The sequence below is a fragment of the Paraburkholderia xenovorans genome (assembly GCF_046030735.1).
In the GTDB taxonomy this organism is placed as follows: Bacteria; Pseudomonadota; Gammaproteobacteria; order Burkholderiales; family Burkholderiaceae; genus Paraburkholderia; species Paraburkholderia xenovorans_A.
In genome coordinates this window covers 119,074-144,080 of the sequence record NZ_JAQQBV010000007.1, presented here as the reverse complement: position 1 = coordinate 144,080, position 25,007 = coordinate 119,074, and the positions used below count along the sequence as shown (strand labels likewise).

General features: G+C 63.8%; 25 protein-coding genes. 18 read left to right on the top strand and 7 right to left on the bottom strand.

The window, feature by feature from the left end; translation table 11 throughout:
* Nucleotides 1-2 precede the first annotated feature (2 nt).
* From PQQ51_RS09295 to PQQ51_RS09225, 15 genes are all read left to right on the top strand, one after another.
* Nucleotides 3-755, top strand: coding sequence for a transporter substrate-binding domain-containing protein (locus PQQ51_RS09295; protein ID WP_408496476.1), 753 nt, complete (start codon nt 3-5; stop codon nt 753-755).
* A gap of 16 nt (nt 756-771) precedes the next feature.
* On the top strand, nt 772-1,440 hold the full coding sequence (locus PQQ51_RS09290; RefSeq protein WP_408496475.1) for an amino acid ABC transporter permease: 669 nt from the start codon (nt 772-774) through the stop codon (nt 1,438-1,440).
* On the top strand, nt 1,437-2,213 hold the full coding sequence (locus tag PQQ51_RS09285; protein WP_408496474.1) for an amino acid ABC transporter ATP-binding protein: 777 nt from the start codon (nt 1,437-1,439) through the stop codon (nt 2,211-2,213). Before PQQ51_RS09290 ends, PQQ51_RS09285 begins: the two co-directional genes overlap by 4 nt.
* On the top strand, nt 2,210-3,166 hold the full coding sequence (gene hutG / locus PQQ51_RS09280; protein WP_408496473.1) for a formimidoylglutamase: 957 nt from the start codon (nt 2,210-2,212) through the stop codon (nt 3,164-3,166). Before PQQ51_RS09285 ends, hutG begins: the two co-directional genes overlap by 4 nt.
* Nucleotides 3,167-3,386: 220 nt before the next feature.
* Nucleotides 3,387-3,809, top strand: a complete 423-nt coding sequence (locus PQQ51_RS09275; protein WP_408496472.1) for a MarR family winged helix-turn-helix transcriptional regulator — start codon at nt 3,387-3,389, stop codon at nt 3,807-3,809.
* Nucleotides 3,810-3,889: 80 nt separating this feature from the next.
* Nucleotides 3,890-4,312 carry a MarR family winged helix-turn-helix transcriptional regulator gene (locus tag PQQ51_RS09270; protein ID WP_408496471.1) on the top strand — a complete coding sequence of 141 codons (423 nt, stop codon included), beginning with the start codon at nt 3,890-3,892 and terminating at the stop codon, nt 4,310-4,312.
* A gap of 88 nt (nt 4,313-4,400) precedes the next feature.
* Nucleotides 4,401-5,525 (top strand): HlyD family secretion protein, encoded by a 1,125-nt coding sequence (locus PQQ51_RS09265; RefSeq protein WP_408496470.1) that lies wholly within the window; start codon nt 4,401-4,403, stop codon nt 5,523-5,525.
* A gap of 12 nt (nt 5,526-5,537) precedes the next feature.
* A complete protein-coding gene (locus PQQ51_RS09260) occupies nt 5,538-7,109 on the top strand; it encodes a DHA2 family efflux MFS transporter permease subunit (protein WP_408496469.1) in 1,572 nt (523 codons plus the stop codon).
* Nucleotides 7,110-7,119: 10 nt separating this feature from the next.
* Nucleotides 7,120-8,550 (top strand): efflux transporter outer membrane subunit, encoded by a 1,431-nt coding sequence (locus PQQ51_RS09255; RefSeq protein WP_408496468.1) that lies wholly within the window; start codon nt 7,120-7,122, stop codon nt 8,548-8,550.
* A gap of 49 nt (nt 8,551-8,599) precedes the next feature.
* Nucleotides 8,600-9,784, top strand: coding sequence for a thiolase family protein (locus PQQ51_RS09250; protein ID WP_408496467.1), 1,185 nt, complete (start codon nt 8,600-8,602; stop codon nt 9,782-9,784).
* A gap of 179 nt (nt 9,785-9,963) precedes the next feature.
* Nucleotides 9,964-11,241 carry a NupC/NupG family nucleoside CNT transporter gene (locus tag PQQ51_RS09245; RefSeq protein ID WP_408496466.1) on the top strand — a complete coding sequence of 426 codons (1,278 nt, stop codon included), beginning with the start codon at nt 9,964-9,966 and terminating at the stop codon, nt 11,239-11,241.
* Between the two features lie 13 nt (nt 11,242-11,254).
* Complete coding sequence (locus PQQ51_RS09240; RefSeq protein ID WP_408496465.1) at nt 11,255-11,644, top strand: cytidine deaminase; 390 nt, start codon at nt 11,255-11,257, stop codon at nt 11,642-11,644.
* Entirely contained in the window at nt 11,641-12,612 is a 972-nt protein-coding gene (locus PQQ51_RS09235; protein ID WP_408496464.1) for a nucleoside hydrolase, read from the top strand. Before PQQ51_RS09240 ends, PQQ51_RS09235 begins: the two co-directional genes overlap by 4 nt.
* Nucleotides 12,613-12,767: 155 nt before the next feature.
* Nucleotides 12,768-13,703 carry a 2-dehydropantoate 2-reductase gene (gene panE, locus PQQ51_RS09230; RefSeq protein WP_408496463.1) on the top strand — a complete coding sequence of 312 codons (936 nt, stop codon included), beginning with the start codon at nt 12,768-12,770 and terminating at the stop codon, nt 13,701-13,703.
* Between the two features lie 83 nt (nt 13,704-13,786).
* Nucleotides 13,787-14,086, top strand: a complete 300-nt coding sequence (locus tag PQQ51_RS09225) for a hypothetical protein (protein ID WP_408496462.1) — start codon at nt 13,787-13,789, stop codon at nt 14,084-14,086.
* 36 nt (nt 14,087-14,122) lie between these two features.
* Here the strand turns inward: PQQ51_RS09225 and PQQ51_RS09220 are convergent, their stop codons facing one another.
* The 7 genes from PQQ51_RS09220 to PQQ51_RS09190 form a co-directional block, all read right to left on the bottom strand.
* Complete coding sequence (locus tag PQQ51_RS09220) at nt 14,123-15,169, bottom strand: ABC transporter substrate-binding protein (RefSeq protein ID WP_408496461.1); 1,047 nt, start codon at nt 15,167-15,169, stop codon at nt 14,123-14,125.
* 80 nt (nt 15,170-15,249) lie between these two features.
* Entirely contained in the window at nt 15,250-16,377 is a 1,128-nt protein-coding gene (locus PQQ51_RS09215) for an NAD(P)/FAD-dependent oxidoreductase (RefSeq protein ID WP_408496460.1), read from the bottom strand.
* Nucleotides 16,370-17,809 carry an FAD/NAD(P)-dependent oxidoreductase gene (locus tag PQQ51_RS09210; protein ID WP_408496459.1) on the bottom strand — a complete coding sequence of 480 codons (1,440 nt, stop codon included), beginning with the start codon at nt 17,807-17,809 and terminating at the stop codon, nt 16,370-16,372. Before PQQ51_RS09210 ends, PQQ51_RS09215 begins: the two co-directional genes overlap by 8 nt.
* Complete coding sequence (locus PQQ51_RS09205) at nt 17,806-18,135, bottom strand: (2Fe-2S)-binding protein (RefSeq protein WP_408496458.1); 330 nt, start codon at nt 18,133-18,135, stop codon at nt 17,806-17,808. Before PQQ51_RS09205 ends, PQQ51_RS09210 begins: the two co-directional genes overlap by 4 nt.
* 23 nt (nt 18,136-18,158) lie before the next feature.
* Nucleotides 18,159-18,953: an ABC transporter permease gene (locus PQQ51_RS09200; protein WP_408496457.1), complete on the bottom strand. Its 795-nt coding sequence runs from the start codon at nt 18,951-18,953 to the stop codon at nt 18,159-18,161.
* 17 nt (nt 18,954-18,970) lie between these two features.
* A complete protein-coding gene (locus PQQ51_RS09195; protein ID WP_408496456.1) occupies nt 18,971-19,885 on the bottom strand; it encodes an ABC transporter permease in 915 nt (304 codons plus the stop codon).
* Nucleotides 19,878-20,969 (bottom strand): ABC transporter ATP-binding protein, encoded by a 1,092-nt coding sequence (locus tag PQQ51_RS09190; protein WP_408496455.1) that lies wholly within the window; start codon nt 20,967-20,969, stop codon nt 19,878-19,880. Before PQQ51_RS09190 ends, PQQ51_RS09195 begins: the two co-directional genes overlap by 8 nt.
* A gap of 304 nt (nt 20,970-21,273) precedes the next feature.
* Here PQQ51_RS09190 and PQQ51_RS09185 point away from each other — a divergent pair, with 304 nt between their 5' ends.
* From PQQ51_RS09185 to pdxR, 3 genes are all read left to right on the top strand, one after another.
* The gene (locus PQQ51_RS09185) at nt 21,274-22,155 is read left to right on the top strand and encodes an IclR family transcriptional regulator (RefSeq protein ID WP_408496454.1); all 882 of its coding nucleotides are present in this window, start codon (nt 21,274-21,276) and stop codon (nt 22,153-22,155) included.
* Between the two features lie 162 nt (nt 22,156-22,317).
* On the top strand, nt 22,318-23,388 hold the full coding sequence (locus tag PQQ51_RS09180) for an SGNH/GDSL hydrolase family protein (RefSeq protein ID WP_408496453.1): 1,071 nt from the start codon (nt 22,318-22,320) through the stop codon (nt 23,386-23,388).
* A 95-nt stretch (nt 23,389-23,483) separates the two neighbouring features.
* Nucleotides 23,484-24,956: a MocR-like pyridoxine biosynthesis transcription factor PdxR gene (gene pdxR / locus PQQ51_RS09175; protein WP_408496452.1), complete on the top strand. Its 1,473-nt coding sequence runs from the start codon at nt 23,484-23,486 to the stop codon at nt 24,954-24,956.
* The last annotated feature ends 51 nt before the right edge of the window (nt 24,957-25,007 follow it).

Genomic DNA, 25,007 nt, shown 5'->3' with positions numbered 1-25,007 from the left:
CCATGAAACTGAACAAACTGCTCTCCGCCGTCTGCGTTACCGTCGCGATGTTTGCGGGCTTTTCCGGCGCCGCATCCGCGCAAACCGCGGACGTGCTGAACGTCGCGACCGACGCGACGTTTCCACCGATGGAGTTCACCGAGAACGGCGCACGCACCGGTTTCGACGTCGACGTGATGAACGCACTTGCAAAAGAGATGGGCAAGCGCGTGCAGTGGACCGACATCGACTTCAAAGGGCTGATTCCCGGCCTGATCGCACATCGTTTCGACGCGGCAATTTCCGGCATCTACATCACCGACGAGCGTGCGAAAGTGGTCGACTTCACCGATTCCTACTATGCCGGCGGCCTCGTCGTGCTGGTGAAGAGCGATTCGCCGATCAAGTCCGTCACCGATCTGAATGGTAAGAAAGTCTCGGTGCAGGTCGGCACGAAATCGGTGAACTTCCTGCGCGACAACTTTCCGCAAATCAATCGCGTGGAAGTCGAGAAGAATCAGGAGATGTTCGATCTGGTGGGCATCGGCCGCGCCGACGCCGCTGTCACCGGCAAGCCTGCCGCCTATCAACTGGTGAAAACGCGCGGCGGTTTCCGCGTGCTGGACAAGCCGCTGACGACAGAAGCGTACGGGATTGCCGTGCGCAAGGACGAACCGCAACTGAAGACGGCCTTCAACGCGGCGCTTGCGAAGATCAAGGCCGACGGCACGTATGCGGCCATCGTGAAGAAGTGGTTCGGCGCCACCGCGCAATAACTAGCTGAGCCTATTCATGGACCTCGATTTCTCGCCGGTGATCGCCGGCTGGCCCGACATCCTGCACGGCGCGGTGACGACGGTCGAAGTGACCGCCGCATCGCTCGCGCTGAGCTGCGTGCTGGGCCTGTTGATCGGTATCGGCCGGCTCACGCCGCAGCGGCGCATCGTGTACGGCCTGTGCACCGCGTATCTGACGTTCTTCCGCGGCACGCCGCTGCTCGTGCAACTGTTCCTGCTGTTCTTCGGGCTGCCGCAGTTCGGCATTCTGTTGCCGGCGTTCGTGTGCGGCATGCTCGGGCTCGGCTTGTATTCGGCGGCCTATGTGTCGGAGATCGTGCGCGGCGCGATTCAGTCGGTGGATCGTGGGCAGATGGAAGCCGCGCGTTCGATCGGGATGTCGTCGGGGCAGGCGATGCGGGCGATCATTCTGCCGCAGGCGATCGTGCGGATGATCCCGCCGCTCGGCAACGAGTTCATCGCGTTGATCAAGAACTCGGCGCTGGTTTCGCTGCTGACCATCGACGATCTGATGCACGAGGGTCAGAAAATCATCAGCGTGTCGTACCGTTCGCTCGAAGTGTATCTGGCGATCGCGCTGGTCTATCTGGTGTTGACGCAGGCGACCAACTACGCGCTGCATCGTGTGGAGCGTCGTTTGCGTGCAGGAGGAATGGTGCAATGAATACGACAACGGCAATCAACGAGCCTATCGTCAGCATTCGCGGGCTGACCAAATCGTTCGGCGCGCATACCGTGCTGAACGGTATCGACTTCGACATTCAGCCGCAGCAGGTCGTCGTGGTGATCGGACCGAGCGGCTCGGGCAAGAGTACGTTTCTGCGTTGCTGCAATGGGCTTGAGCAGGCCGAGGGCGGCACGATCGACATCTGCGGGCATCGTCTGGTCGATCAGGGGACGATGCTCAAGGAGCGTTCGCTGAATGCGCTGCGCACGGAAGTCGGCATGGTGTTTCAGTCGTTCAACCTGTTTCCGCATCTGTCGGTGCTGCATAACATTACGGTCGGTCCGCGGATGTTGCGCGGCGCGAGCAAGGCGCAAGCCGAAGCGGCCGCGATCGCGTTGCTGGAAAAGGTCGGCCTCGCGCACAAAGCGCACGTGATGCCGGCGAGTCTGTCGGGCGGCCAGAAGCAACGCGTGGCGATTGCGCGGGCATTGGCGATGCAACCGCGCGTGATGCTGTTCGACGAGCCGACTTCGGCGCTCGATCCTGAACTGGTCGGCGAAGTGCTGCAAGTGATGAAGTTGCTGGCGAGCGAGGGGATGACGATGGTCGTCGTCACGCACGAAATGGGTTTTGCGAAAGAAGTGGCTGACGTGGTGGTGGTGATGGACGGCGGCGCGATCGTCGAAGCCGGGCCGCCCGCCGAGATATTCTCGGCGCCCTCGCAGCCGCGCACGCGGGCTTTTTTGCAGGCAGTGTTGTCGCGCGCATGAGAGTTCCATTCGACGACAAGGCATGGGCAGGCCGCTCGGACGACGGCGAGCCTGGCGACACACGGCGTGTTTTCAATCAGGTCGTGGCGTTTTGCGGTGCAACGTATTTAAATGCGGTGCCGGTGATCATCGGCTTCGGTTCCGACGAAGGTGTGCGGCGCAACCAGGGGCGCATCGGGGCAGCGCACGCGCCGAAGGAGTTGCGTCGCGCATTGGCGGGTTTGCCGGCGAAAGCTTCGATACCCGCGCTCGCCGACGCAGGCGATGTGGTGTGCGACGACGGCGATCTGGAAAGCGCACAAGCGGAACTCGCGAATGCGGTTTGTGAAGTGCTTGCGAGCGGCGGCCGGCCATTGGTGTTCGGTGGCGGACATGAGGTGGCGTGGGGGACGTATAGCGGTTTGCGCATGTACGAAGAGCGTGTGAGGTCAGCGCCGATTGCTTCGCGCAAACTGCTGATCGTCAACTTCGACGCCCACTTCGATCTTCGTCAGAAGCGCCCCGCGAATTCCGGCACACCCTTCGATCAGATTGCGAACGATTGCGCCGAATGCGGCCTGCCTTTTAATTATGCGTGCTTTGGGATCAGCGATCTGGGCAATACCGCATCGCTATTCGCGCACGCGGCCGAGCTCGGCGTGCATTATGTACTCGATGTCGATATGCAGGAGCCGCAATTAGCGCAGCGTTTGCAGGATCTGCAGCCATTGCTCGATACAGCGGACGATGTCTATCTGACTATCGATCTTGACGTGCTGCCGGCGGCTACCGCGCCCGGCGTATCTGCGCCTGCTGCGTTGGGTGTGCCGTTGTCGGTAGTCGAAGCGATGGTGCAGCGCATACGCGCATCCGGCAAATTGCGCGCGGCCGATATTGCCGAGTACAACCCCGCGCTCGATCAGGACAAGCGCACGGCGAGAGTAGCGGCGCGTCTCGCGTACCGGTTGCTTTGATGTGAGCGGAACGTTGCGCGAAAGCACGACGGCTCGCCGGATTGCTCCGGCGTGCCGTTTTCAAGGAGACAGCTTGGTTCGCGGTCACGTCGACGAGTCCAGGTTGCGTCTGCGTGAATTTGCGAGAACAGCAGTTGCAACACCCCCACGCCGAGGCGCCGTAACATGCCGAAGCGCGAAAAACTTGACTCTGTGCGTATGCACATATAGACTGCGCTTCATGAAGCGTCCCATTTCCCACGACGAATGCAACTGCTTTGCGCTGCGCCAGGCGGCGCGGCACGTCACGCAGATTTACGAGCGCCATCTCGGGCAGGTGGGGCTCACGGCCGCGCAGTTCACGATTCTGGCCAAGCTCGCCCGCAAGCCGAACCTACCCATGACCGACCTCGCCGACGCGATGGTGATGGAACGCACCACGCTGGTCCGCGCGTTGAAACCGTTGCAGCGCGACGGCCTCGTCGTTGCCGAATCGGCAGAGCACGACGGCCGCACCTATCTGTTCAGTCTCACGGAGCAGGGCGAGGCGACTTTCGATCAGGCGACCATTGCGTGGCGCGCCGCGCAGGACGAATTCGAAGCAAAGTTCGGTCAAGCGCGTGCGAAGGCGCTGCGTTCGGAACTGTTCAACATCACCGGTTAGCAACGGCGGACGGCTCGCTTTAGCGAGTTTTCGCGTGTCGGATTGTGTGCATACGCACTCTCGAAGAAGGAAGCGCAGCAATGGAAGCACTGATCGAAGACGACTGCTTTGCGATCCGTCAGGCGGCTCGTTACGTGTCGCAACTCTACGACCGTCATCTTGCCAATGCCGGTCTCACCATCACACAGTTTTCGTTGCTGGGGCGGTTGAAGCGCATGGGTCCGATGACGATGAAGCAACTGGCCGAAGTCATGCGTATGCAGCGCACCACGCTGGTTCGCACGATCCAGCCGCTGCGGCGCAACGGGCTCGTGTCGAGCGAAGCACTGGGAGCCGACGCTCGCGCGTTGTCGATTGCATTGACGGCGGCCGGTGAAGAGCGCTTGATGGCCGGACGCCAGCACTGGCACGCGGCGCAAGCAGAATTCGAGCACCGTTTCGGCGAACAGCGTGCGGCGGCATTGCGCAGCGAACTGTTCGATATGACGAAAGATCCCATTTGAATCGGACCCGCGCAGAGCGGATCATGGCCGGCGCATTCCACTGCGCTTTTTTTCCAGCTTAATGAGTGCATACGCACATTAAACCATCATGTCCACTACACCTTCGACTATCGCTCCGCCCAACGCGGCCAACGCCGCGCGGCCGGCACGGCGTATTCCGTGGATGCTGCTCGCGATCATCACGGTTATCGTCGTGCTCGCGCTGGCGGTGTCCTACTGGTTTTTTGTCGGCCGCTTCGTGGAGACGACTGACGACGCCTACGTCGGCGGCGACGTGACCGTGATGGCGCCGAAAGTGAACGGCTTCGTCACCGACGTGCTGGTGCGCGACAACCAGTTCGTCCACGCGAACCAGGTGCTGATCCGTCTCGATGCGCGCGACTATGACGCACGCCTCGCGCAGGCCAGCGCGGAAGTGCAGAGCGCGCAGGCTTCGGTCACGGAGTTGCAGGCGAAGAAATCCTTGCAACTCGCGACGATCAACGAGCAGGCCGCGGAGGTCCGCGCGTCGGGCGCCGAATTGACGCGCAGCGCCGCCGACCAGACGCGCTATCGCGAACTGGTGAAAGACGACGCGGTGTCGAACCAGGTGGTCGAGCGCGCGGATGCCGATCTGACCAAGGCGCACGCGGCCGTCGAGCGCAGCAACGCGGCGCTGATCGCCGCGCAGCGGCAGATCGCGGTGCTCGACGCGCAGATCGGCGACGCCGAGGCGCGCATCGCCACCGCGCAGGCCGCGCAACGCGTCGCGGCGCTGAACGTCGAGTACACGACGATCCGCTCGCCGATCGACGGTTATGTCGGCAACCGCACCGCGCGTGTCGGGTTGCTGGCGAACACGGGCGTGTCGCTGCTGACGGTCGTGCCGTCGAGCGGGCTGTGGGTCGATGCCAACTTCAAGGAAGACCAGTTGAAGAAGATGCACGTGGGCGATAGCGTCGACGTCGATCTCGATGCGTCGAGCAAAGGGCTGCACGGCGTGGTGGAAAGCGTTGCTCCGGCGACCGGCGCGACCTTCAGCGTGCTGCCGGCGGAGAACGCGACCGGCAACTTCACGAAGATCGTGCAGCGCGTGCCGGTACGCGTGCGCCTCGAAGTGCCGAAAGAGATGCAAGGCGTATTGCGCCCGGGCCTTTCCGCAACGGTGAAGGTGCATCTCGGCGCAGGCAATCCCGCTGCAAACCTCGCGGCCAACTCTGCAGCCAACGGCTAAACGGCGACGATCATGACCCAAGCATTCGCCAACCCCGCCGAGATGCCGATACGAACCCGAGTCCTCGCGTTCACGCTGATGTGCGTCGGGTTCTTCATGGCGACGCTCGATATCCAGATCGTCGCGTCGTCGCTGAGAGATATCGGCGGCGGCTTGTCCGCGAGCCAGGATGAACTCTCGTGGGTGCAAACCTCGTATCTGATCGCGGAGATTCTGGTGATTCCGATGTCGGGCTGGCTGACGCGCGTGTTTTCGACACGCTGGGTCTTCGCGTTCTCGGCACTCGGCTTCACGATCACCAGCATGTTGTGCGGCCTCGCGTGGGACATCAACTCGATGATCCTGTTTCGCGGCTTGCAGGGCGCACTCGGCGCCGCGATGATTCCGACCGTGTTTACGACGGCATTCGTGCTATTTCCCGGCAAGCAGCGGCTGATTGCGTCCACCACGATCAGCGCGCTCGCCACGCTCGCGCCGACCGTCGGCCCGGTGATCGGCGGCTGGATTACGTCGCAATGGTCGTGGCATTGGCTGTTCTATCTGAATCTGGTGCCGGGCGTGATCGTGACGGTGATGGTGCCGAAGTACGTGAATTTCGACAAGGTCGAGATGTCGCTGCTGAAAACCGGCGACTACTTCGGCATTCTTCTGATGTCGGGTTTTCTCGGTTGCCTCGAATATGTGCTGGAAGAAGGGCCGCGCAAGAACTGGTTCAGCGACGACGTGATCCTGACCTGCACGTGGGTATCGGCGATCTGCGGTTTCCTGTTCATCGTGCATGCGTTCACCGCGAAAGAGCCGATCGTCGATTTGCGCGCGCTCGCGATCCGCAACTTCGGGATCGGCAGTTTGCTGTCGTTCATCACCGGGATCGGGATTTTCTGCGCGGTGTTTCTGACGCCGCTGTTTCTCGCGCGTGTGCGGGGTTTCGATTCGTTGCAGATCGGTATGGCGTTGCTGTCGGTCGGCTGCTTCCAACTGGTCGCGATGGTCGCGTATTCGATTGTCGCGCGCTTCATCGATATGCGGATTTTGCTGGTGTTCGGGCTCGTGCTGTTCGGTGTCGGCTGTTATCTGTATGTGCCGTTGACCAATCAATGGGGCTGGCAGGAACTGTTGATTCCGCAGGCGTTGCGCGGCATCGGCCAACAGTTCTGCATTCCGCCCATCGTCACGATGGCGCTGGGTTCATTGCCGATGTCGAGGCTGCGCTCCGCGAGCGGTCTCTTCAATCTGATGCGTAATCTTGGCGGTGCAATCGGCATTGCGGTGAGCAGCACGATGCTGAATGATCGTCTGAATCTCCACTACGAGCGTCTGGACACACACCTGAACGTGGGACGTCCGGTAGTCGAATCGATTTTGCAGCAGCAGACCACGCACTTCGCGGCGGTGGGCGGCGACGTGCTCGACGCGGCCAACGCCGGGCTCGCGCAATTGCACGCGCTGGTATTGCGCGAAGCATTGGTGCTGACGTTCTCCGATACGTTCTTCGTCTTGTCGCTCTGTTTTCTGATCGGTTTGCTGAGCGTGCTGTTCTCGCGGCCGTTTGGCAATTCCGCGCCACCTCCGGATGCTCATTGAGGAATCCAGCATGAAATCCCTCGTTATCAAAACATTGGCCAGCGCCGCGTTATTGACGCTTGCAGCGTGCGCGGTTCAGCCCGCCACGCACGCCGATCTGCCGCATACGGTGCAGACCGTCGCGCCCGAAGCGTGGAGTGTCGACGCGCCGAAAGACGCGGTGAACGCCGAGGCATGGTGGTCGCAATTCGGCGACCCTGTCATGCATCAACTGGTCGAGTCGGTGCTGACAGGCAATCTCGATGTGCAGGCGGCCGTGGAGCGCGTGAAGCAGGCGCAGGATCTCGCGACGCAAAATCGCGCGGCGTTGTTGCCGGAACTGAATGCGAATGCGAGCGCTTCCGACGCACGCGAGAACACACCGCCGCCGCTCGGCTACGTGCGCCAGGCGGGTTTCGGCCTCGCGGCGAGCTGGACGCCCGATGTCTTCGGCGGACAACGGCTTGCGGTGCTGGCCGCCCAGGCGCAAGTGTCGGGGCGTCAGGCCGCGCTGAACCAGGTGCGGCTCGCGCTCGCGGCCAATACCGCGGCGGCGTATATCGATCTGCGCTGGGCGCAAGCGCAGCTGCAGATCCTCAACGACAACGAACAGATCCGCGCGCGCGCGTTGAAGCTCACGCAACAGCGTCTGCATTACGGGCTTTCGACGCAACTCGACGTCGCTCGCGCGCAGAACCAGTTGGAGGATTTGCAGGCGCAAATTCCGCGCATGCAGTCGACGGTGCAGCATCAGTTGAGTCTGATCGCGGTGTATTCGGGGCGCACGCCGGAAAGCGTGGACAGTCTGCTGCTCGCGAACGCACGCGAAATTCCGGTGCCCGCGCAAAGCGTGCCGCAGACGTTGCCGTCGGAAGCGCTGTTGCAGCGCCCGGACGTTCGCACCGCGTATGCAACCGTCGAACAACGCGCGGCCGAAGTGGGCGTGTCGAGAGCGCAGCGCTATCCGCAGTTCCGGCTCGATCTCGCGGATGGTCTGCTCGCTTCGTCGTATCTGGGTTTGCCGACGTTGACCGACAACCTGTTCAGCGCCGCGTTGAGCGCGACCAGCCCGATCTTCAACGCCGGGCGCATCACCGCGAATATCGACGCGAGCGAAAGCCGCATGCGCGAATCGCAACTCGGTCTGCAACAGACGATGCTGCAAGCGTTGAAGGAGATCGAGGACAACCGCAGCGATCTGGTAAATGGCGCGGTGCAGGTGCAGCGCCTCGGCGGCGCGCTCGATGCGTCGGACCATGCGTTGCGCCTGTCGAGCGAACTGTACAAGGGCGGTGCATCGAGTTTCCTCGACGTGCTCGCCGCGCAGGAAGCGTATTTGCGCGACGCGGAATCGTTGAATCAGGCGAAACGTGAACACGCGCTCTCGGCGGTGGCGTTGTACCGCTCGCTGGGCGGCGGCTGGGATGTGCCGGGCACGGTCACGGCGGCATCGGCGAATTGATGCGACTGCGTGCGGCGATGGGTGGTGTAATCCAACAGGAGAGTGAGCGATGAGTACGCGAGAAGTGGTGATCTGCAATCCGGTGAGAACGCCGATCGGTGCGTTCGGCGGTGCACTGAAGGACGTGCCCGCTACGGAGCTCGGCGCGACCGCCGTGCGTGAAACGCTGCGGCGCAGCGGTCTCGATCCGGCCGCGTTGGCCTCGGTGGTGCTGGGCAACGTGATTCAGGCCGGCAACAAGATGAACCCCGCGCGCCAGGCATCGATCGGCGGCGGCGTGCCGGTGGCGGTGCCGGCGTTGACGGTCAATCGCGTGTGCGGTTCCGGCGCGCAGGCCATTGCGTCCGCGGCACAGGAAATCTGGCTCGGCCTCGGCGATGCCGCGGTGGCCGGCGGGATGGAGAACATGGATCGCGCGCCGTATCTACTCGACGGTGGTCGCTGGGGCTACCGGATGGGCAACGCGCAAATCCACGACAGCCTGTTGCGCGACGGCCTGAACGACGCATTTTCTGGCGAGCATTCCGGCTGGCATACCGAAGACCTCGTCGCGCAATTCGATATCACGCGTGAAGCGCAGGACCGTTGGGCCGCGCGCTCGCAACAGCGTTTTGCAGAAGCGCAGGCGCGCGGCGATTTCGGCGCCGAACTGGTGGCCGTCGAAACCCAGGGGCGCAAGGGCCCGCAGCATTTCACGAGCGACGAGCAGCCGCGCCCCGACACCACGATCGAAACGCTCGCGAAACTGCGCCCGGCGTTCCGTCCGGACGGCACGATTACCGCGGGCAACGCGCCGGGCCTGAACAGCGGCGCGGCAGCGATGCTGGTCGCCGAACGCGGTTTTGCAGAAGCGCGCGGCATCGAGCCGTTTGCGCGGCTGGTGGCGTATGGCGTCGCGGCGGTCGAGCCGGGTCTGTTCGGACTCGGCCCGGTGCCGGCCGTGCAACTGGCGCTGGCCCGCGCGGGTTGGCGCCTCGAAGACGTCGAGCGCTTCGAGATCAATGAGGCCTTCGCCGCCGTGCCGATCGCGGTCGCGCGCAAACTCGGCATCGCGGATGAACTGATCAACGTGCAAGGCGGCGCGATCGCGCACGGCCATCCGATCGGCGCGACCGGTGCGGTGTTGACCACGCGACTCGTGCATTCGATGCGCCGCGACGGCTTGAAGCGCGGCATCGTTACGCTGTGCATCGGCGGCGGCCAAGGGATTGCACTCGCGCTTGAAGTGCTCTGAGCAGGGTTGCGGCGCGTGATGTATGGGCGGGACGCGCCGCCCTCACACTTGTTAAATGCAGCTCGCATCAACCTGCATACCGCGACTCAACAAACCCTCACTGCGCGTCATCAAAGTTTTTCTTCCCGCGCAAAGTTTCGTTTAGGATCACTGCCAACTTCACAATAACCTTGAGACACATGGCCCTGATCGCACGAAACCTTCTCGGTATCGCGGTACTCCTGCTCATCGCTTTCCTCTTCTCGACCAACCGTCGCGCGATCCGCTTACGAACCGTAAGCACCGCTTTGCTCGCGCAGATCGGCATCGGTGCATTCATTCTGTTCGTGCCGGTCGGCAAGACGATCCTGTCGGCGGCCGCGTCGGGCGTCAATCATGTGCTGGGCTACGGCAATGCGGGCATCGAGTTCCTGTTCGGCGGCCTCGTGCAGGCGAAGATGTTCCAGGTGTTCGGCGACGGCGGCTTCGTGTTCGCCGTGCGCGTGCTGCCGGCCATCATCTTCGTGACCGCGCTGATCTCGGTGCTGTACTACCTCGGCGTGATGCGCTGGGTCGTGCTCGTGCTCGGCACGTTGTTCCAGAAGCTGCTCGGCGTGTCGAAGCTCGAATCGTTCTCGGCGGTCACGACGATCTTCCTCGGTCAAAGCGAAATGCCCGCGGTGGTCAAGCCGTTCGTGCGCGACATGACCGGCGCCGAGCTGTTCGCGGTGATGTCGAGCGGGATGGCGGCGGTGGCCGGTTCCGTGCTGGCGGGTTATGCGGGTCTCGGCGTGCGCGTCGATTATCTGCTCGCGGCTTCGTTCATGGCGGTGCCCGGCGGCTTGCTGTTCGCGAAGATCATCCACCCGAGCACCGAGGCGAGCCGCGTGCATCCCGACAATCTCAGCTTCGACGAAAAGCGCCCCGCGAATGTGATCGAGGCCGCGAGTTCCGGCGCAACCGTCGGCCTGAAAATCGCGGTGATGGTCGGTGCGATGCTGATCGCGTTCGTGAGCCTGATCGCGTTGCTCAATGGGATCGTGGGCGGCATCGGCGGCTGGTTCGGTGAGCCGCAACTGTCGATGCAGTCGGTGCTCGGCACCGTGTTCGCGCCGCTCGCGTATCTGATCGGCGTGCCCTGGAACGAAGCGGCGCTGGCCGGCAACTTCCTCGGCCAGAAGATCATTCTCAACGAGTTCGTCGCGTACGCGTCGCTGTCGCCGTATCTGAAGGATGCCGCGAGCGTCACTGCCGCTGGCTTGCAGGCGCTCGATCCGCGTACCATTGCGATTCTGTCGTTTGCGTTGTGCGGCTTCGCGAACTTCGCGTCGATCGCGGTGCTGACGGGCGGCTTCAGCGCCGTCGCGCCGGAACGCCGCGCCGAAGTCGCGCGCTACGGCTTGCGTGTGGTGCTCGCCGCGACGCTGTCGAACCTGATGAGCGCGACGATTGCGGGCATGTTCATCACGCTCAACTGATGAGGACCGGTTCATGAATCTGGAACAACTGCTGGAGCGCGCGGGTGTCGCGCGAGAACGGGCCTACGCGCCTTATTCGAAGTTCAAGGTGGGCGCGGCGCTGCTCACGAAAGACGGCCGTGTTTTCGACGGCTGCAATGTCGAGAACGCTTCGTACGGCTTGTGCAATTGCGCGGAACGTACCGCGTTTTTCAGCGCGATCGCGGCGGGCTATCAACGCGACCAGTTCGCCGCGCTGGCCGTGATCGGCGATACGGACGGCCCGATTGCACCGTGCGGCGCGTGCCGCCAGGTGATCATCGAACTCGGCGGCCCCGAGTTGCAGATTCGCCTCGGCAATCTGCGGGGCGACACGCGCGACACGACCGCGCGCGAGCAATTGCCGGACGCATTCTATCTATGAGCAGGCACAAGGTTATTTACGACACCGATCCCGGCGTGGACGATGCAATGGCGCTGGTGTTTCAGGCGTTGCACCCGGATATCGAACTGCTCGGCTTGACGAGCGTGTTCGGCAACAACACGATCGAAACGACCACGCGCAACGCGCTATATCTGGCCGGGAAGTTCGCGCGGCACGCACCGGTTGCGCGAGGCGCGGCGGCGCCGCTCAGGCGCGCCGCGCCGGAACCGCTCGCGTGGATTCACGGCGACAACGGGCTCGGCAACATCGTGTTCGATGCCGCGGTGCAGGGCACGCTGGACGCTCGCCCGGCGCACCGTTTCATCATCGACACCGTGCGCGCGCATCCCGGCGAAGTGACGCTGATCGCGGTCGGCCCGCTCACGAATCTCGCGCTCGCGCTGGCCGACGATCCGCAGATCGCGATGCTGGTGAAGCAGGTGGTGATCATGGGCGGCGCATTCGGCACCGACGGCGTGCTCGGCAACGTGACGCCCGCTGCCGAAGCGAATATTCTCGGCGACCCCGATGCGGCCGACCTCGTGTTCGGCGCCGCATGGCCGGTGGCAATCGTCGGGCTCGACGTCACGCAGCGCTCGATCATGAGCCGCGACTATCTCGCGTCGCTGCGCGAGCGGGGCGGCGCAGCAGGGCAATTCGTGTGGGACGTGTCGCGGCATTACGAGGCCTTCCACGAAGCGAGCGCGCAACTCTCGGGTATTTACGTGCACGATTCGTCGGCGGTGGCCTATGTGCTGGCGCCGCATCTGTATTCGACCCGCAGCGGCGCGGTGCGCGTGCTGACGGACGGCATGGCGGTCGGCCAGACCATCCAGAAACCGTCGACGATGCCGGTGCCCGCGCCCGACTGGGACGGCCGTCCCGCATGCAAGGTCTGCATGGTCGCGGACGTGCCGGGCATGCTCGAACTCTACGAACGCACGATCTGCGGCACGCTATCACTGTGACTCGAAGCGTGCGGCGATTGATCTGACGTAACCCGTGCTGCATTGCGGCGTGCGCGGCGAAGCAATCGTGGCCGATGCGCTTCGCTATTCTTTGCTACATTCTGCACACGCACCGCAGCGCGACAAGCGTGACCCAATCTATCAAGAGGCAAACGATGCGAATTCTAGTAGTAGGGGCAGGGGCCGTGGGCGGCTACTTCGGTGGACGTCTCGCCGCGGCCGGCCAGGACGTGACCTTTCTGGTGCGCCCGGGCCGCGCGGAAAAACTCCAGCGCGACGGGCTCGTGATCCAGAGCGCGCGCGGCGATCTCACGCTGCATGACGTCAACACGATCCTCGCCGGCGTGAGCGCGGAACCGTTCGATGTGGTGCTGCTGAGCTGCAAGGCCTACAGTCTCGACGACGCGATCGATTCGTTCGCACCGCTGGTCGGCGAATCCACGGCGATCCTGCCGCTCCTCAACGGCATGCGCCACATCGACGTCCTCACGGAGAAGTTCGGCGCGGCGCGCGTGCTGGGCGGCCAATGCGTGATTGCCGCGACGCTGAACGCCGAACAGCACATCGTGCATCTGAACGACACGCACGCGATCACCTTCGGCGAATTGCAGGGCGGCGCGTCGGCCCGCGTGGAAGCGATCGCGGCGGCGATGGCCGGTGCCGGCTTCGACGGCGTGGTCAGCGACAACATCCTGCTGCGCATGTGGGAGAAGTGGGTGTTCCTGGCCACATTGGCGGCCAGTACGTGCTTGATGCGCGGTTCGGTCGGCGATATTCTGGCTGCGCCGGACGGCAAGCGGGTGATCGAGAATCTGCTGGGCGAGTGCCGCGCGGTTGCCGAAAGCAAGGGCTTTACGATGGGCCCGGACTTCGACGCGCGCGCCACGCAAACGCTGCTCACGCCGTCGCCGCTGACGGCCTCGATGCTGCGCGACGTCGAAAATCGCTCGCATACCGAGGCGGATCACATTCTCGGCGATCTGATCTCGCGCGGCGGCGACGCGCAGAAGGGCGAACACGGCTTGTCGTTGCTGCGGATCGCCTATAGTCATCTGAAGACGTATGAAGCGAGGCTGACCCGCACCTCCTGAACGCGCTGAGCGACTCGAACGATCCGGGTGCGCGGCGAGAGGCGCAAGGTTGACCGTTATAGGCCGATCGCCGGAGGTGAAGCATGCGGAGTCCAAGTGGATCAGTACCCGCCCTCAGTGCCGCGTCGGCGACGATCTTCTCGATCGGCATCGTCTTTCTCGGCTACTGGGGCTTGTATGACCCGACCAAATGGCGCGTTGCCGACATCATGGTCTTCATATTCGCGCTGCTCGGGTTCGCATGCCTCGGGATCGTGCCGTGGATGGCGACAAGTCCCGTCTCATCCGAAGACAACGATTCCCGCATACGCATTGCACGGCATCTGTTTCTCGCCGGCGTCGCGGGAATCTGGCTGGCGGTTGCGTTATCGGTGATCTTCTGAAGGGAACGCACCCGTTCCCTTCAGAGCACAACGATCTTACTGCTCGATCTGCCGGTTCCAGCGCGTATCCCACTGTGCGCGATGCGCGTTGATCGTGTCCCAATCCACTACCGTGACCTTGCGCACCAGATCGTCGAGATTGCCGAGGCTTTGCTGCATCGAAGCCGGCATCTTCGCGAGACGGTTGGTCGGAATCTGCCAGCCGGCATCGGCGGCTTTGGTCTGAGCCGGCGCGGACAGCAGGAACTGCGCCAGTTTTTGCGCGAGTTGCGGATCGGGGTTGTTGTTCACCACGCACAGATCGACCAGCAGCAACACCGGCCCTTCCTTCGGATTCACGTAACCGACCGGAATGCCTTTTTCCTGCAGATCGCCGACGGCGGTCGGCGTCAACGGGAACAGGCCCGCTTCGCCGGTCTGAACCATTTCGGAAATCTTCGCCGAGTTCGGCACGTATTCGACGACATTCGGCCCGACCGTGCTGGCCCATTTCGTGAAGCCCGGCTCGACGTTCTGCTCGCTGCCGCCCATCAGGCGATTGATGGCGAGAAAGCCGTGCAGGCCGAACGTGCTGCTCGACGCCGACTGGAACACCACCTTGCCCTTGTATTTCGGATCGGCGAAGTCCATCCATGAGGTCGGCGGCGCCCAGCCTTTATCGGCGAACAGCTTCTTGTTGTACGCAATGCCGGTCATGCCGAGTTGCACACCCGCGCCGATGTCGTCTTTCATTCGCGCGAACGGATAGAGTTCCTTGAGTACCGGCGAATCGTCGAGCTTTTTGCAGATGCCCATGCTGACCGCGCGCGCCATCACGCCGTCGTCGAGAAACACCACGTGGATCTGCGGGCTCGCCTTGTTGGCGAGAAGCTTGGCGAGAATGTCGGACGAGGTGCCCGGCACCACCACCACTTTCACGTTATTCGCTTTCTCGAAGTCGGGCAGCACCTGGCTCGTATAGGCCTTTTCCATCGGACCGCCGTTCATGCCGATGTAGATCGTCTTGCTTTGCGACCACGCGGGCGTGGCCGCGCCGAATGCACATACGGCGGCCAGCGCCGCGATCGTTCTGAATAGTTTCATTGTGGGCTCCAGGGTTTCAACTCAACGTGTCTAAATGCCGGTGAGGGTTCAAGCGTGGCGCGCGTTCATCGTGACGTGCTCTACACGGCGGACGCAGCGGGAATTGCCGCAAAGCGGCCGATCGAGAAAGCGTCGAGCGGGGTATCGGTCACGCCGTCGATCACGAGATCCGCGAGTAGGTCGCCGACGCCCGGCGCGAGCAGAAAGCCTCCGCCCGAAAAACCGAATGCATGCAGCAGACGCGGCACCGAACGGCTCGCGCCGATGATCGGATTGCTGTCGACGGTCTCGCCTTCCACGCCGCTCCACGTGCGAATCAGCAGCGCGTCGCGCAGGCCGGGCAGCAGCGCGCACGCGTCGCGCATCACCGCGCGCGTGGTGTCCGCTGACGGCTGGCCGTATTCGCCGTCGCCGTGTCCGCGGCCGCCGCCGATCACGCAATTGCCGCGCGCCACTTGCCGCGCGTAGACGCCGCCGCCGTACACGCCGAGGTTGTGCTCGATGAAAAGCGGCAGCGGCTCGGTGACCCACATGTTCGGATAGATCGGTTTCATCGGCACGGTTTCGCCGAAGTAGCCCGCCACTGTATTCGCCCATGCGCCGGCGGAGTTGATCAGCCAGTCGGCGGTGATATCGGTGTCGCCTGCGCGAAACTCGAAACGCCGGCCGTCGTGGCGGATGTCGGCGATCGCGGTTTGCTCGCGCACGTCCGCGCCCGCGGCGCGCGCCGCGCGGGCGAACGCGGGCGACACGAGGCGCGGATTCGCGTGGCCGTCGGTCGCGCACAAGGAGCCGCCGACGGCCGCCCGGCCGAGCCACGGATAACGCTGACGGAACGCGGCGCCGCTGATCAGCTGCGAGTGCAGTCCGTATTCGCGCGCCATGTCGGCCCACGCTTGCAGCGCGCCGAGATCGGCTTCGCTGCGCGCGAGGCGCAAATGTCCGGATATCGTGAATTCGCCGTCGATACCGATCAGCTCGGGCAAGCGGTCCCAGATGCGCCGCGCGCGCATCGCGAGCGGCATCTGTTCGACGGAGCGGCCCTGGCAGCGTACGCCGCCGTAGTTCACGCCGCTCGCCTGCGCGCCGCAATAGCGCCGCTCGAACAGACCCACGCGCATGCCGCGCCGCGCGAGCGCGAGCGCCGCCGATGAACCGACCAGACCGCCGCCGACGATCGCGACGTCGTAGTGCAGGGCATCACTCATCGCGCGCCTCCTCGGGAATCTCGGCGACACCGTCGGCGTACATCGCGGGCGACAGCGGAATCGGCTTCACCGGTGGCTGGCTGCGCAAACGTCCCACTGCGGCGAGCGGCCGGCCGGTTTCTTCGCTGAGAAGCGCGAGTGCCGCTTCGCCGCACATGCGTCCCTGGCAGCGGCCCATACCGACGCGCGTCAACGCCTTCAGGCGATTGATCTCGCTGGCTTCGCCGTTACGAATGCAGCGCCGCAACGTGCCCGCGTCGATTTCTTCGCAGCGGCATACGGTCATGCCGTCGGGCCATTGCGACGCGCAATTCGCGGGCGGAGCAAAAGCCGCTTCGATTCCCTGACGAAACACCGCGATGCGTTTGAGGTCACGCTCGAGCGACGCCGTGTCGCGCATGCCGGGGCCTCGCGGATGCGCGATGCCCAGATCGTCGAGCAGCGCCAACGCAGTGCGGCGCCCCGCGAGTTCGGCGGCGTCCGCGCCGGCGATGCCCGCGCCGTCGCCGGCCAGATAGATGCCGCGCACGGAGCTGCGGCCGGCGGCGTCGAGTTCGGGCAGCCAGCAGCGGTTATGCGCGTCGAAGCGGAAACGGCAGCCGGCCAGATCGGCGAGCTGGGTTTCGGGCTTGAGGCCGAAGCTGAGGCCGACCGCGTCGCACGCAAGGGTTTCGGCCGGCGAATTGGAATTCGCACCTGATCTGCGCCATTCGATCGCATTCACGCCTCTCGTGCCGTGAATACCGAGAAGGTCCACGTCGCGCTCGATACGCACGCCGTGCGTTTTCAGCCACGCGACGTAGTACACGCCTTTGGCAAACGTGGATGGCTGGCTCAGTAGTTTCGGTGTCGCGGCGATCTGCTGCGAAAGCGGGCTCGTGTCGAGCACGGCGAGCACGTGCGCGCCGGCCTTCACGTACTGATAGGCGACCAGATACAGCAACGGCCCGGTGCCGGCCAGCACCACGCGCTGTCCGATCGCACAGCCTTGCGACTTCAGCGCAACCTGCGCCGCGCCGAGCGTATAGACGCCCGGCAAGGTCCAGCCCGGCACCGGCAGCACGCGATCCGTCGCGCCGCTCGCGATGATCAGATGCGAGAACGGCACGCTGATTTCACGGCCCGCATGCAATGCGTCGAGACGGCCCGGCTCGCATGCCCACGCCAGCGTATCCGGGCAATAGTCGAGATGCGGCAGCAGCGCGGCCATCGTCGTATGCAGCGCGTCGGCCTTGCGGGCTTCGAAACCGTAGAGCGTTTTTTTCGAGCGCTGGAACGTGCCGTTCGTCGGCGGCTGCCGATAAATCTGGCCACCCCAGCGCGCGTTTTCGTCGAGTACGACCGGCTTCAGGCCGGCGGCCACCAGCGTTTCGGCGGCGCGCACGCCGGCCGGTCCCGCGCCGACGATCACCACGCGGCGTTCGTCGCTCATCGTGCGTCTCCGGCGGTGGCGATGCGCGTCACGATGCGCATGCCGGGCTCCACGAGCGTCGAGCACGCACGCAGACGCGTGCCGTCTTCGGTACGCATCCAGCAGTCCTGACATGCGCCGATCAGGCAGAAGCCGGCACGCGGCGCGCCGCTGAATTCGCTGTCGCGCACGCGCCGCTGCTGCGTCAGCACGGCGGTCAGCAGCGTATCGCCTTGCAGCGCAGTGGCTTCCCGGCCGTCGATAAAGAAGCTGAGCGGCGCGCGCTGCGTTTCGGCAACGCGAACGAATTGCGCGTCGCGTTCGTGCGCGGCAGTGAGGGAATGCATGGAAGAGAGGGCAGTAGAAGACATCAGTGCTGGCCGATCAGAATCCGGTTGAGCCCATACGTGCGATCGAGCAGGAGCATCGCGCCGCCCGTGATGAAGATCACGAGCGCGGAGACCGACGCCATCATCGGATCGATCGATTCCGTCGCGTACATGTACATGCGCACCGGCAGCGTGACGGTTTGCGGCGACGTGACGAAGATCGACATCGTCAGTTCGTCGAAGCTATTGATGAAGGCGAGCAGCCAGCCGCCGGTAATGCCCGGCAGAATCATCGGGAAGGTGACGCGGCGGAACGTAGTCCACGCATCCGCACCGAGCGATTGCGCCGCATGTTCGACGCTGCGGTCGAAGCCGCTGACCGACGCCAGCACGAGCCGCATCACGAACGGCGTGATGATGATCATGTGCGCGAGCACCAGCCACGCAAACGAACCGGTCGCGCCGATCAGCGCGAAGAAGCGCAGCAGCGCGATGCCGAGCACGAGGCCGGGAATCACCAGCGGCGACAACAGCAGGCCGTTCAGAAAGCCGCGGCCCGGAAAGCGCGCGCGACCGATCGCGAGCGCGGCGGGCAGCGCGACGATCAGCGACAACGTCGCCGATGCGAACGCCAGCTTCAGACTGTTGAAGAACGCGGAGATGAAGTCCGGGTAGTTGAGGATCGCGCGGAACCAGCGCAGCGACAGGCCGTGCGTAGGCAGCGTGAGCGTTTCGTCGGGCGTGAACGCGACCAGCACGACGATCACGAGCGGCGCGAGCACGAACGCGATCACGAGCGTGTGGAAGATCAGCGCAATAGGGCCGTTTTTTCTCATGGTTTTTCTCGCGCGGTTCAGCCGAGGCTTCTGGCGTACTTGCGTTCCAGAACCCGGTAATAAGTGAGCATCACGATCAGATTCGCGACCAGCAACAGCAGCGCGATCGTCGCGCCGAGCGGCCAGTTCAGCGAGCCGAGGAATTCGTCGTAGACCGCGGTGGCGGCCACCTTCAGACGGCGTCCGCCGAGCAGGCCGGGAATCGCGAACGCGCTCGCGGACAGGCCGAACACCATCAGGCTGCCCGACAGGATGCCGGGCGTGAGTTGCGGCAGCACGATGCGCCGCATCGTGGTGGCGGGCGATGCCATCAGCGAGAGTGCGGCGTTTTCCGTCTGCGGATCGAGCTTCTGCAACGCGGTCCACACCGGAATCACCATGAACGGCAGCATCACGTGAACGAGTGCGATCACGATTGCGAAGGTCGTGTACTCGAGCTTGTACGGGCCGAGCCCGACGAGGCCGAGCGCCTGATTCACGAGACCGTTCGAGTTGAGCAGCATGCTCCAGCCGAACGCGCGCACCACGACCGACACGAGCAGCGGCGCGAGAATGATCAGCAGGAACATCGAGCGGTACGGATCGCGCATGCGCGACAGCACGTACGCTTCGGGCGTGCCGATCACGATGCACAGCAGCGTGGTCAGAAACGCAATGCCGAAGGTGCGCAGAAAGATCGCGTGAAAGTACGACGAGCTGAGTACTTCCTTGTAGTTGCCGAACTGGAAGGCCGCGATCGGGCCGCTCGCCGGGTCGAAGCGGTAGACGGTCAGCACCAGCGTCATCAGCAGCGGCACCAGCACGAGCGCCACGAACAGCAGGAAGGCGGGCGCGCACATCAGCCAGAGCGGCAGGAACGCATGCCACGGGGCGCGGCGCGCGGCGGCGGATTTCATCGCGTGGTTGTCGGAGGCGGGGAGCGTGCTAGCCATGATGCGCATCCCGTTGGACGAAGCGGACCGCGTCGCTGTTCCAGTCCACGCCGACCGCTGCGCCTTCCGGCAGCGGCTCGGTGCCTTCGTTCTGGCAGCACACCAGCACTTCGCCGAGGCGGCTATCGAGCCGGTACAGCCACTGGCTGCCGAGGAAGAAACGGCTCGTCACCGTGGCCGGCACACGTCCCGCGTCCGGCGCGCACAGGCGCAACTTTTCCGGGCGGATGCACAGCGTGATCGCGTCGCCGACGCCGACCACGCGTTCGCGCAGCGGCAGTTGTGCGGTGTGGCCGGTCTCTTCGAGATCGTGGCCGAGGTCGATGCACATCGTGTCGCCGTTGCGCGCGACGATCGTGCCGCGCAGCATGTTGGCCTTGCCGATGAACTGCGAAACGAAGCGGTTTTCCGGGCGTTCGTATGCTTCATACGGCGTGTCGATTTGCGTGATGCGGCCCGCTTCCATCACCACCACGCGATCGCTGATCGACAGCGCTTCCGACTGGTCGTGCGTGACCATGATGGTGGTCGTGCCGATCTTGCGTTGAATCGTGCGCAGTTCGAACTGCATGTCCTCACGCAGCTTGGCGTCGAGATTCGACATCGGTTCGTCGAGCAGCAACACCGGCGGCGCGATCACGATGGCGCGAGCGATCGCCACGCGTTGCCGCTGACCGCCCGACAATTCGCGCGGAAAGCGGTGCGCGAGCGTGTCGAGCCGCACCAGCGCGAGTGCTTCGCGCACGCGCTCCTTGCGCTCGGCTTTGTCGATGTTGCGCATCTCCAGTCCGAACGCGACGTTGTCGGCCACGCTCATGTGCGGAAACAGCGCATAGCTCTGGAACACGATGCCGAGGCCGCGCTTGTTCGGCTTCATGTGCGTGATGTCGCGGCCGTCGAGCGTGATGCGCCCGCGCGTCGTTTCGACAAAGCCCGCGATCATTTGCAGCGTGGTGGTCTTGCCGCAGCCGGACGGCCCGAGCAGGGAAACGAACTCGCCTTTTTCCACCGACAAATTGATGTCGGAGACTGCGTGCAGATCGCCGAACGATTTCGCGACGTCCGTGAGTGTGAGGAACGACATGATCTGGCCTTTGAATGATTCGACACCGGTTCAGTCGACAACTGCGTCGATGAAGCGGACTCTAGCTAGCCAAATTACGTCGCGTCAATTTCAAATTCCGTTTAACGATATAAGTTTTCAAAAAATTCTGTTGAATGGAAGGTTATGGCTGGCGCGACAATGAACCATTCCGTTGAGCGGCGTACGGAATATCCCTGAGAATAAGCAGTAAAGGCCGTGACTGAAGGAACGCTCCCCGTGATTCCATTCAACCGTAAAACGATCTATAGTGTTCCGGTCAATGAAATAATATGGAACCGAAAAGATGAATGCTGCCGCTAAACGAGATGCCGCTTCCGCCGCGCCCGATTCCGGTGCGGCGCCTGGCCCCGGCATGCTGGAGCGCGCGTTCGCGGTGATTCGCGCAGTGGCCGAAGCGCAGCCGGACGGCGGGCGGGTCACGCGTCTCGCGAAAGCGGTCGGCCTCACGCAAGGCACGGTGCACCGCATTCTTCATGCGCTGATCGCGGAAGGCATCGTCGAACAGGACGAGGGCTCGAAGCTTTACCGGCTGAGCGTCGACTTCTTCGCGCTCGCGGCCCAGGCCGGCAATCCGAGCGGCATGCGCACGCTGTGCCGTCCCGCGTTGCTACGGCTCTGCGCGAGTCTCGGCGACACGATCTTTCTGCTCGTCAAAAGCAGTTTCGATGCGGTGTGTCTCGACATCTGCGAAGGGCCGTTTCCGATTCGCTCGTTTACCGGCGATATCGGCGGGCGTGTGGCGCTGGGTGTCGGGCAGGGTAGTCTCGCGATTCTTGCGTTCCTGCCGGAAGCGGAGCGCGAAGAGATCATTCGCTTCAACGTGCCGCGCATTCGCGGCTACGGCGTACTGGACGAAGTGTATTTGCGCACCGAGATCGAACGCGTGCGTCAACTGGGTTACGCGGGGCGAAACAGCGGCGTGCTCGACGGCATGGCCGGCGTGGCAGTGCCGATTCTCGACCGTACCGGCGTGGCGGTCGCGGCGTTGAGCGTCGGCACGCTGGCCGCGCGTCTCGGCGACGATCGTCTGCCGATGGTGGTCGAATTGCTGCGCCGCCAGGCCGAGGCGATCGGCCCGCAAACCAATCCGTTCGACGTCGCGTTGCGTCGGCCGATGCATGGTTTGTCGCGGGCGATGACGACCGAGCGCATTACTACGGGATGAGCAGGCGTTATGTCTTGCCGCGAGCGGATGATGCGCCGGCCGCGGTGAATTTAAAATTGTCAGGGAAATTGACCGCGCGCGCATGCGTAGGATAAAAAGCAGACACTTCGGATTGCTGGTCAATTTTGAAGCTTCCGGTTTTCTACCTTCGACGGTGATTCCATGCGCGCGAGATCTGTGTTGCCGCTTATTCTGACCTGTACCGCTTGCGTCGCGTTGTCGGCGTGCAGCGGAGGCATTTCCTCCAGTAACCTCAACAGTATCGATCAGGTCGTGTCGTTCGGCGATAGTCTGTCCGATGTGGGGACGTACGCGTATGCGGCTGGTTTCGGCGGGGGCGCCTATACGACCAATCCCGGCAAGATCGCGTCGCAACTCATCGCCGCGCATTACAACGTGAAACTGACGCCTGCATTGACCGGTGGTTTCGGTGAACCGAGCGTGAGTCATGCGGATGGTCTCGGCTACGCGCAAGGCGGCGCGCGCGTGGCGAATCCGCCGAATCCGGGCGACACGACCGGCGATACCGGAGAACTGCAAACGCCTTTGACCGCGCAGTTGGCGGCTTATCTCGACCAGCATCGGAGTTTCAATGCGCATCAGTTGGTGCTGGTGCAGGGGGGCGCGAACGATCTTCAGGACGTCTATGGCGCTTGGGCGTCGGCGGTTGCAAACGGAACCGATCCCGGCGTGGCATTGACAGCCGTGTTGCCGTCCGCGACGCAGGCCGCGACACAGCTGGCCGGCCTGGTCAAGACGATCCTCGCGAACGGTGCGACGCACGTCGTCGTGCAGAATGTACCTGACCTCAGCAAGATTCCTGCTGCCGCGGATGCCGAACAACAACTACCGGGTTCAGCGCAGGTTTTCCAGCAGCTCACGCAAACCTTCAATGCAACGTTGGCGGGCGCGTTGCCGTCGTCGGCGGCCGTGCTTCTGATCGATGCATACGCTTTCTTCAATCAGACCTCCGGCAATTTCCGCGGCTTGGGGTTCCAGTTCGACGGCAGCAGTTCGGCTCAGGTCGCATGCAAGCCGGCCGTCTTGCCCGCGGCCTACAGCGCGGATGCCGGCAGTGCGCTCTTTTGCAGCCCTGCTACTTACGTGACGCCGAACGCGGACCAGATTTATATGTTTGCGGACGCGTACCACCCGTCTACTCGCATGCAGCAACTGATCGCCGACTATGTCGTCGGTTTGGCCGATCCGTGGCTCGGAGCGCAAGCCCATTGACCTGTGGTGTGCCGCCGTTCCCGTCGGGTAAGCTAGCCGTTTCCGGCATCTCGCCGGATCTGTTCTCTGACGGCGTTTCCCCAGGTAGTCATCGGATGGACATCCATATCACAGTCGAAGGTCGTCATGATCTGTCCGGACAGATCTACCGGCAGTTGCGCGCCGGAATACTCGAAGGACGCCTCGCAGGCGGCACGCGTCTGCCGTCCACGCGCGACCTCGCCACGCAACTCGGCGTATCGCGCAAGACCACACTCGACGTGTTCGAGCGGCTGCTTTCCGAAGGCTATCTGAGCGCGCGCGCCGGCTCCGGCACCTTCGTTGCCGACGGTTTGGAACGCTTGCCGACGCAGCGTTCCTCGCACGCACGCGAAGCCGAGTCGGCGCGCGAGCGTCCGAATGCGAAGGCTGCGGCGCGTGCGCAGCCGCTATGGGAGCAGATGCCCGTTGCGTCGACGATGCCGCAGCCGATGGCGAGTTCGACGCGCGATTTTATCGGCGGCGTGACCGACAAGGCGCAGTTCCCGTTCGACGCGTGGCGCCGCTGCGTGAACCATGCGCTGCGTGTGCAATCGCGTGGCCGCGGCGTGTATCGCGACGCCGCCGGCGAGCAGGAATTGCGTCTTGCGATCTCGCGCTACCTCGCGTTCAATCGCGCGGTCACGAGCAACTGGGAAGACGTGATCGTCACGCAGGGCGCGCAGCACGCGCTCGACCTGATCGCACGCGTCACCTTGCGCGCCGGTGACATCGCGGTGGTCGAAGACCCCGGCTATCCGCCCGCTCATGCGTGCTTGACGGCCGCGGGCGCGCGTGTCGTACCGGTGCCGGTGGACAGCGAAGGCCTGATCGTGAGCAAGCTGCCGGGCAACGCGCGGCTTGTCTACGTCACGCCGTCGCATCAATTCCCGCTCGGCATGCCGATGAGTCTGGAGCGCCGCGTCGAGTTGCTCGAATGGGCGCAACAACGCGGCGCCGTGATCATCGAGGACGACTACGACTGCGAATACCGTTTCGAAGGCCGGCCGATGGAGCCGCTGAAAAGCCTCGACCGCGCCGGGATCGTCGCGTACGTGGGTACCTTTTCGAAGACGATCTTTCCGGAGTTGAGGGTTGGTTACGTGGTGCCGCCCGCATCGTTGTTCGGGCCGCTTTTCAAGGCGCGGCAGATCGGCGACTGGCACGGCTGCACGCTCACGCAAACCGCGCTCGCGGCCTTCATGCTCAATGGCGACTTCGCGAGGCATTTGCGGCGCATGCATAAGCTCTACGCGGCGCGTCGCGCGATGCTGCTGGACCATCTGCGTGGCGACCTCGCGCCGTGGTTCGAACCGATCGTGCCCACTGCCGGCATCCACATGGCCGCGCGGCTGAAAGCACCGTTGACCGAGGCGGCTGTTGTGAACGCCGCGCGTGAAGCATCGATCGGGCTGCACGGCCTCGCGCCGTTTCATCTTCGCGTGAAGGCGCGCCCGGCCCTGATGTTCGGCTACGGCTGCATCGCAATCGACGAGATCGACGCCGCGCTTACGCAACTCGCCGGCATCCTGCCTCAGCTCGCCCGATAGACAGCGCAAACAGCGGCTTACGCGAATGGTTTGGCGAATGACTTGATTACT

Coding starts and splice junctions, on each gene's coding strand:
- PQQ51_RS09295 (WP_408496476.1), top strand. CDS start 3: ATGAAACTGAACAAACTGCTCTCCGCCGTCTGCGTTACCGTCGCGATG.
- PQQ51_RS09290 (WP_408496475.1), top strand. CDS start 772: ATGGACCTCGATTTCTCGCCGGTGATCGCCGGCTGGCCCGACATCCTG.
- PQQ51_RS09285 (WP_408496474.1), top strand. CDS start 1,437: ATGAATACGACAACGGCAATCAACGAGCCTATCGTCAGCATTCGCGGG.
- hutG (WP_408496473.1), top strand. CDS start 2,210: ATGAGAGTTCCATTCGACGACAAGGCATGGGCAGGCCGCTCGGACGAC.
- PQQ51_RS09275 (WP_408496472.1), top strand. CDS start 3,387: ATGAAGCGTCCCATTTCCCACGACGAATGCAACTGCTTTGCGCTGCGC.
- PQQ51_RS09270 (WP_408496471.1), top strand. CDS start 3,890: ATGGAAGCACTGATCGAAGACGACTGCTTTGCGATCCGTCAGGCGGCT.
- PQQ51_RS09265 (WP_408496470.1), top strand. CDS start 4,401: ATGTCCACTACACCTTCGACTATCGCTCCGCCCAACGCGGCCAACGCC.
- PQQ51_RS09260 (WP_408496469.1), top strand. CDS start 5,538: ATGACCCAAGCATTCGCCAACCCCGCCGAGATGCCGATACGAACCCGA.
- PQQ51_RS09255 (WP_408496468.1), top strand. CDS start 7,120: ATGAAATCCCTCGTTATCAAAACATTGGCCAGCGCCGCGTTATTGACG.
- PQQ51_RS09250 (WP_408496467.1), top strand. CDS start 8,600: ATGAGTACGCGAGAAGTGGTGATCTGCAATCCGGTGAGAACGCCGATC.
- PQQ51_RS09245 (WP_408496466.1), top strand. CDS start 9,964: ATGGCCCTGATCGCACGAAACCTTCTCGGTATCGCGGTACTCCTGCTC.
- PQQ51_RS09240 (WP_408496465.1), top strand. CDS start 11,255: ATGAATCTGGAACAACTGCTGGAGCGCGCGGGTGTCGCGCGAGAACGG.
- PQQ51_RS09235 (WP_408496464.1), top strand. CDS start 11,641: ATGAGCAGGCACAAGGTTATTTACGACACCGATCCCGGCGTGGACGAT.
- panE (WP_408496463.1), top strand. CDS start 12,768: ATGCGAATTCTAGTAGTAGGGGCAGGGGCCGTGGGCGGCTACTTCGGT.
- PQQ51_RS09225 (WP_408496462.1), top strand. CDS start 13,787: ATGCGGAGTCCAAGTGGATCAGTACCCGCCCTCAGTGCCGCGTCGGCG.
- PQQ51_RS09220 (WP_408496461.1), bottom strand. CDS start 15,169: ATGAAACTATTCAGAACGATCGCGGCGCTGGCCGCCGTATGTGCATTC.
- PQQ51_RS09215 (WP_408496460.1), bottom strand. CDS start 16,377: ATGAGTGATGCCCTGCACTACGACGTCGCGATCGTCGGCGGCGGTCTG.
- PQQ51_RS09210 (WP_408496459.1), bottom strand. CDS start 17,809: ATGAGCGACGAACGCCGCGTGGTGATCGTCGGCGCGGGACCGGCCGGC.
- PQQ51_RS09205 (WP_408496458.1), bottom strand. CDS start 18,135: ATGCATTCCCTCACTGCCGCGCACGAACGCGACGCGCAATTCGTTCGC.
- PQQ51_RS09200 (WP_408496457.1), bottom strand. CDS start 18,953: ATGAGAAAAAACGGCCCTATTGCGCTGATCTTCCACACGCTCGTGATC.
- PQQ51_RS09195 (WP_408496456.1), bottom strand. CDS start 19,885: ATGGCTAGCACGCTCCCCGCCTCCGACAACCACGCGATGAAATCCGCC.
- PQQ51_RS09190 (WP_408496455.1), bottom strand. CDS start 20,969: ATGTCGTTCCTCACACTCACGGACGTCGCGAAATCGTTCGGCGATCTG.
- PQQ51_RS09185 (WP_408496454.1), top strand. CDS start 21,274: ATGAATGCTGCCGCTAAACGAGATGCCGCTTCCGCCGCGCCCGATTCC.
- PQQ51_RS09180 (WP_408496453.1), top strand. CDS start 22,318: ATGCGCGCGAGATCTGTGTTGCCGCTTATTCTGACCTGTACCGCTTGC.
- pdxR (WP_408496452.1), top strand. CDS start 23,484: ATGGACATCCATATCACAGTCGAAGGTCGTCATGATCTGTCCGGACAG.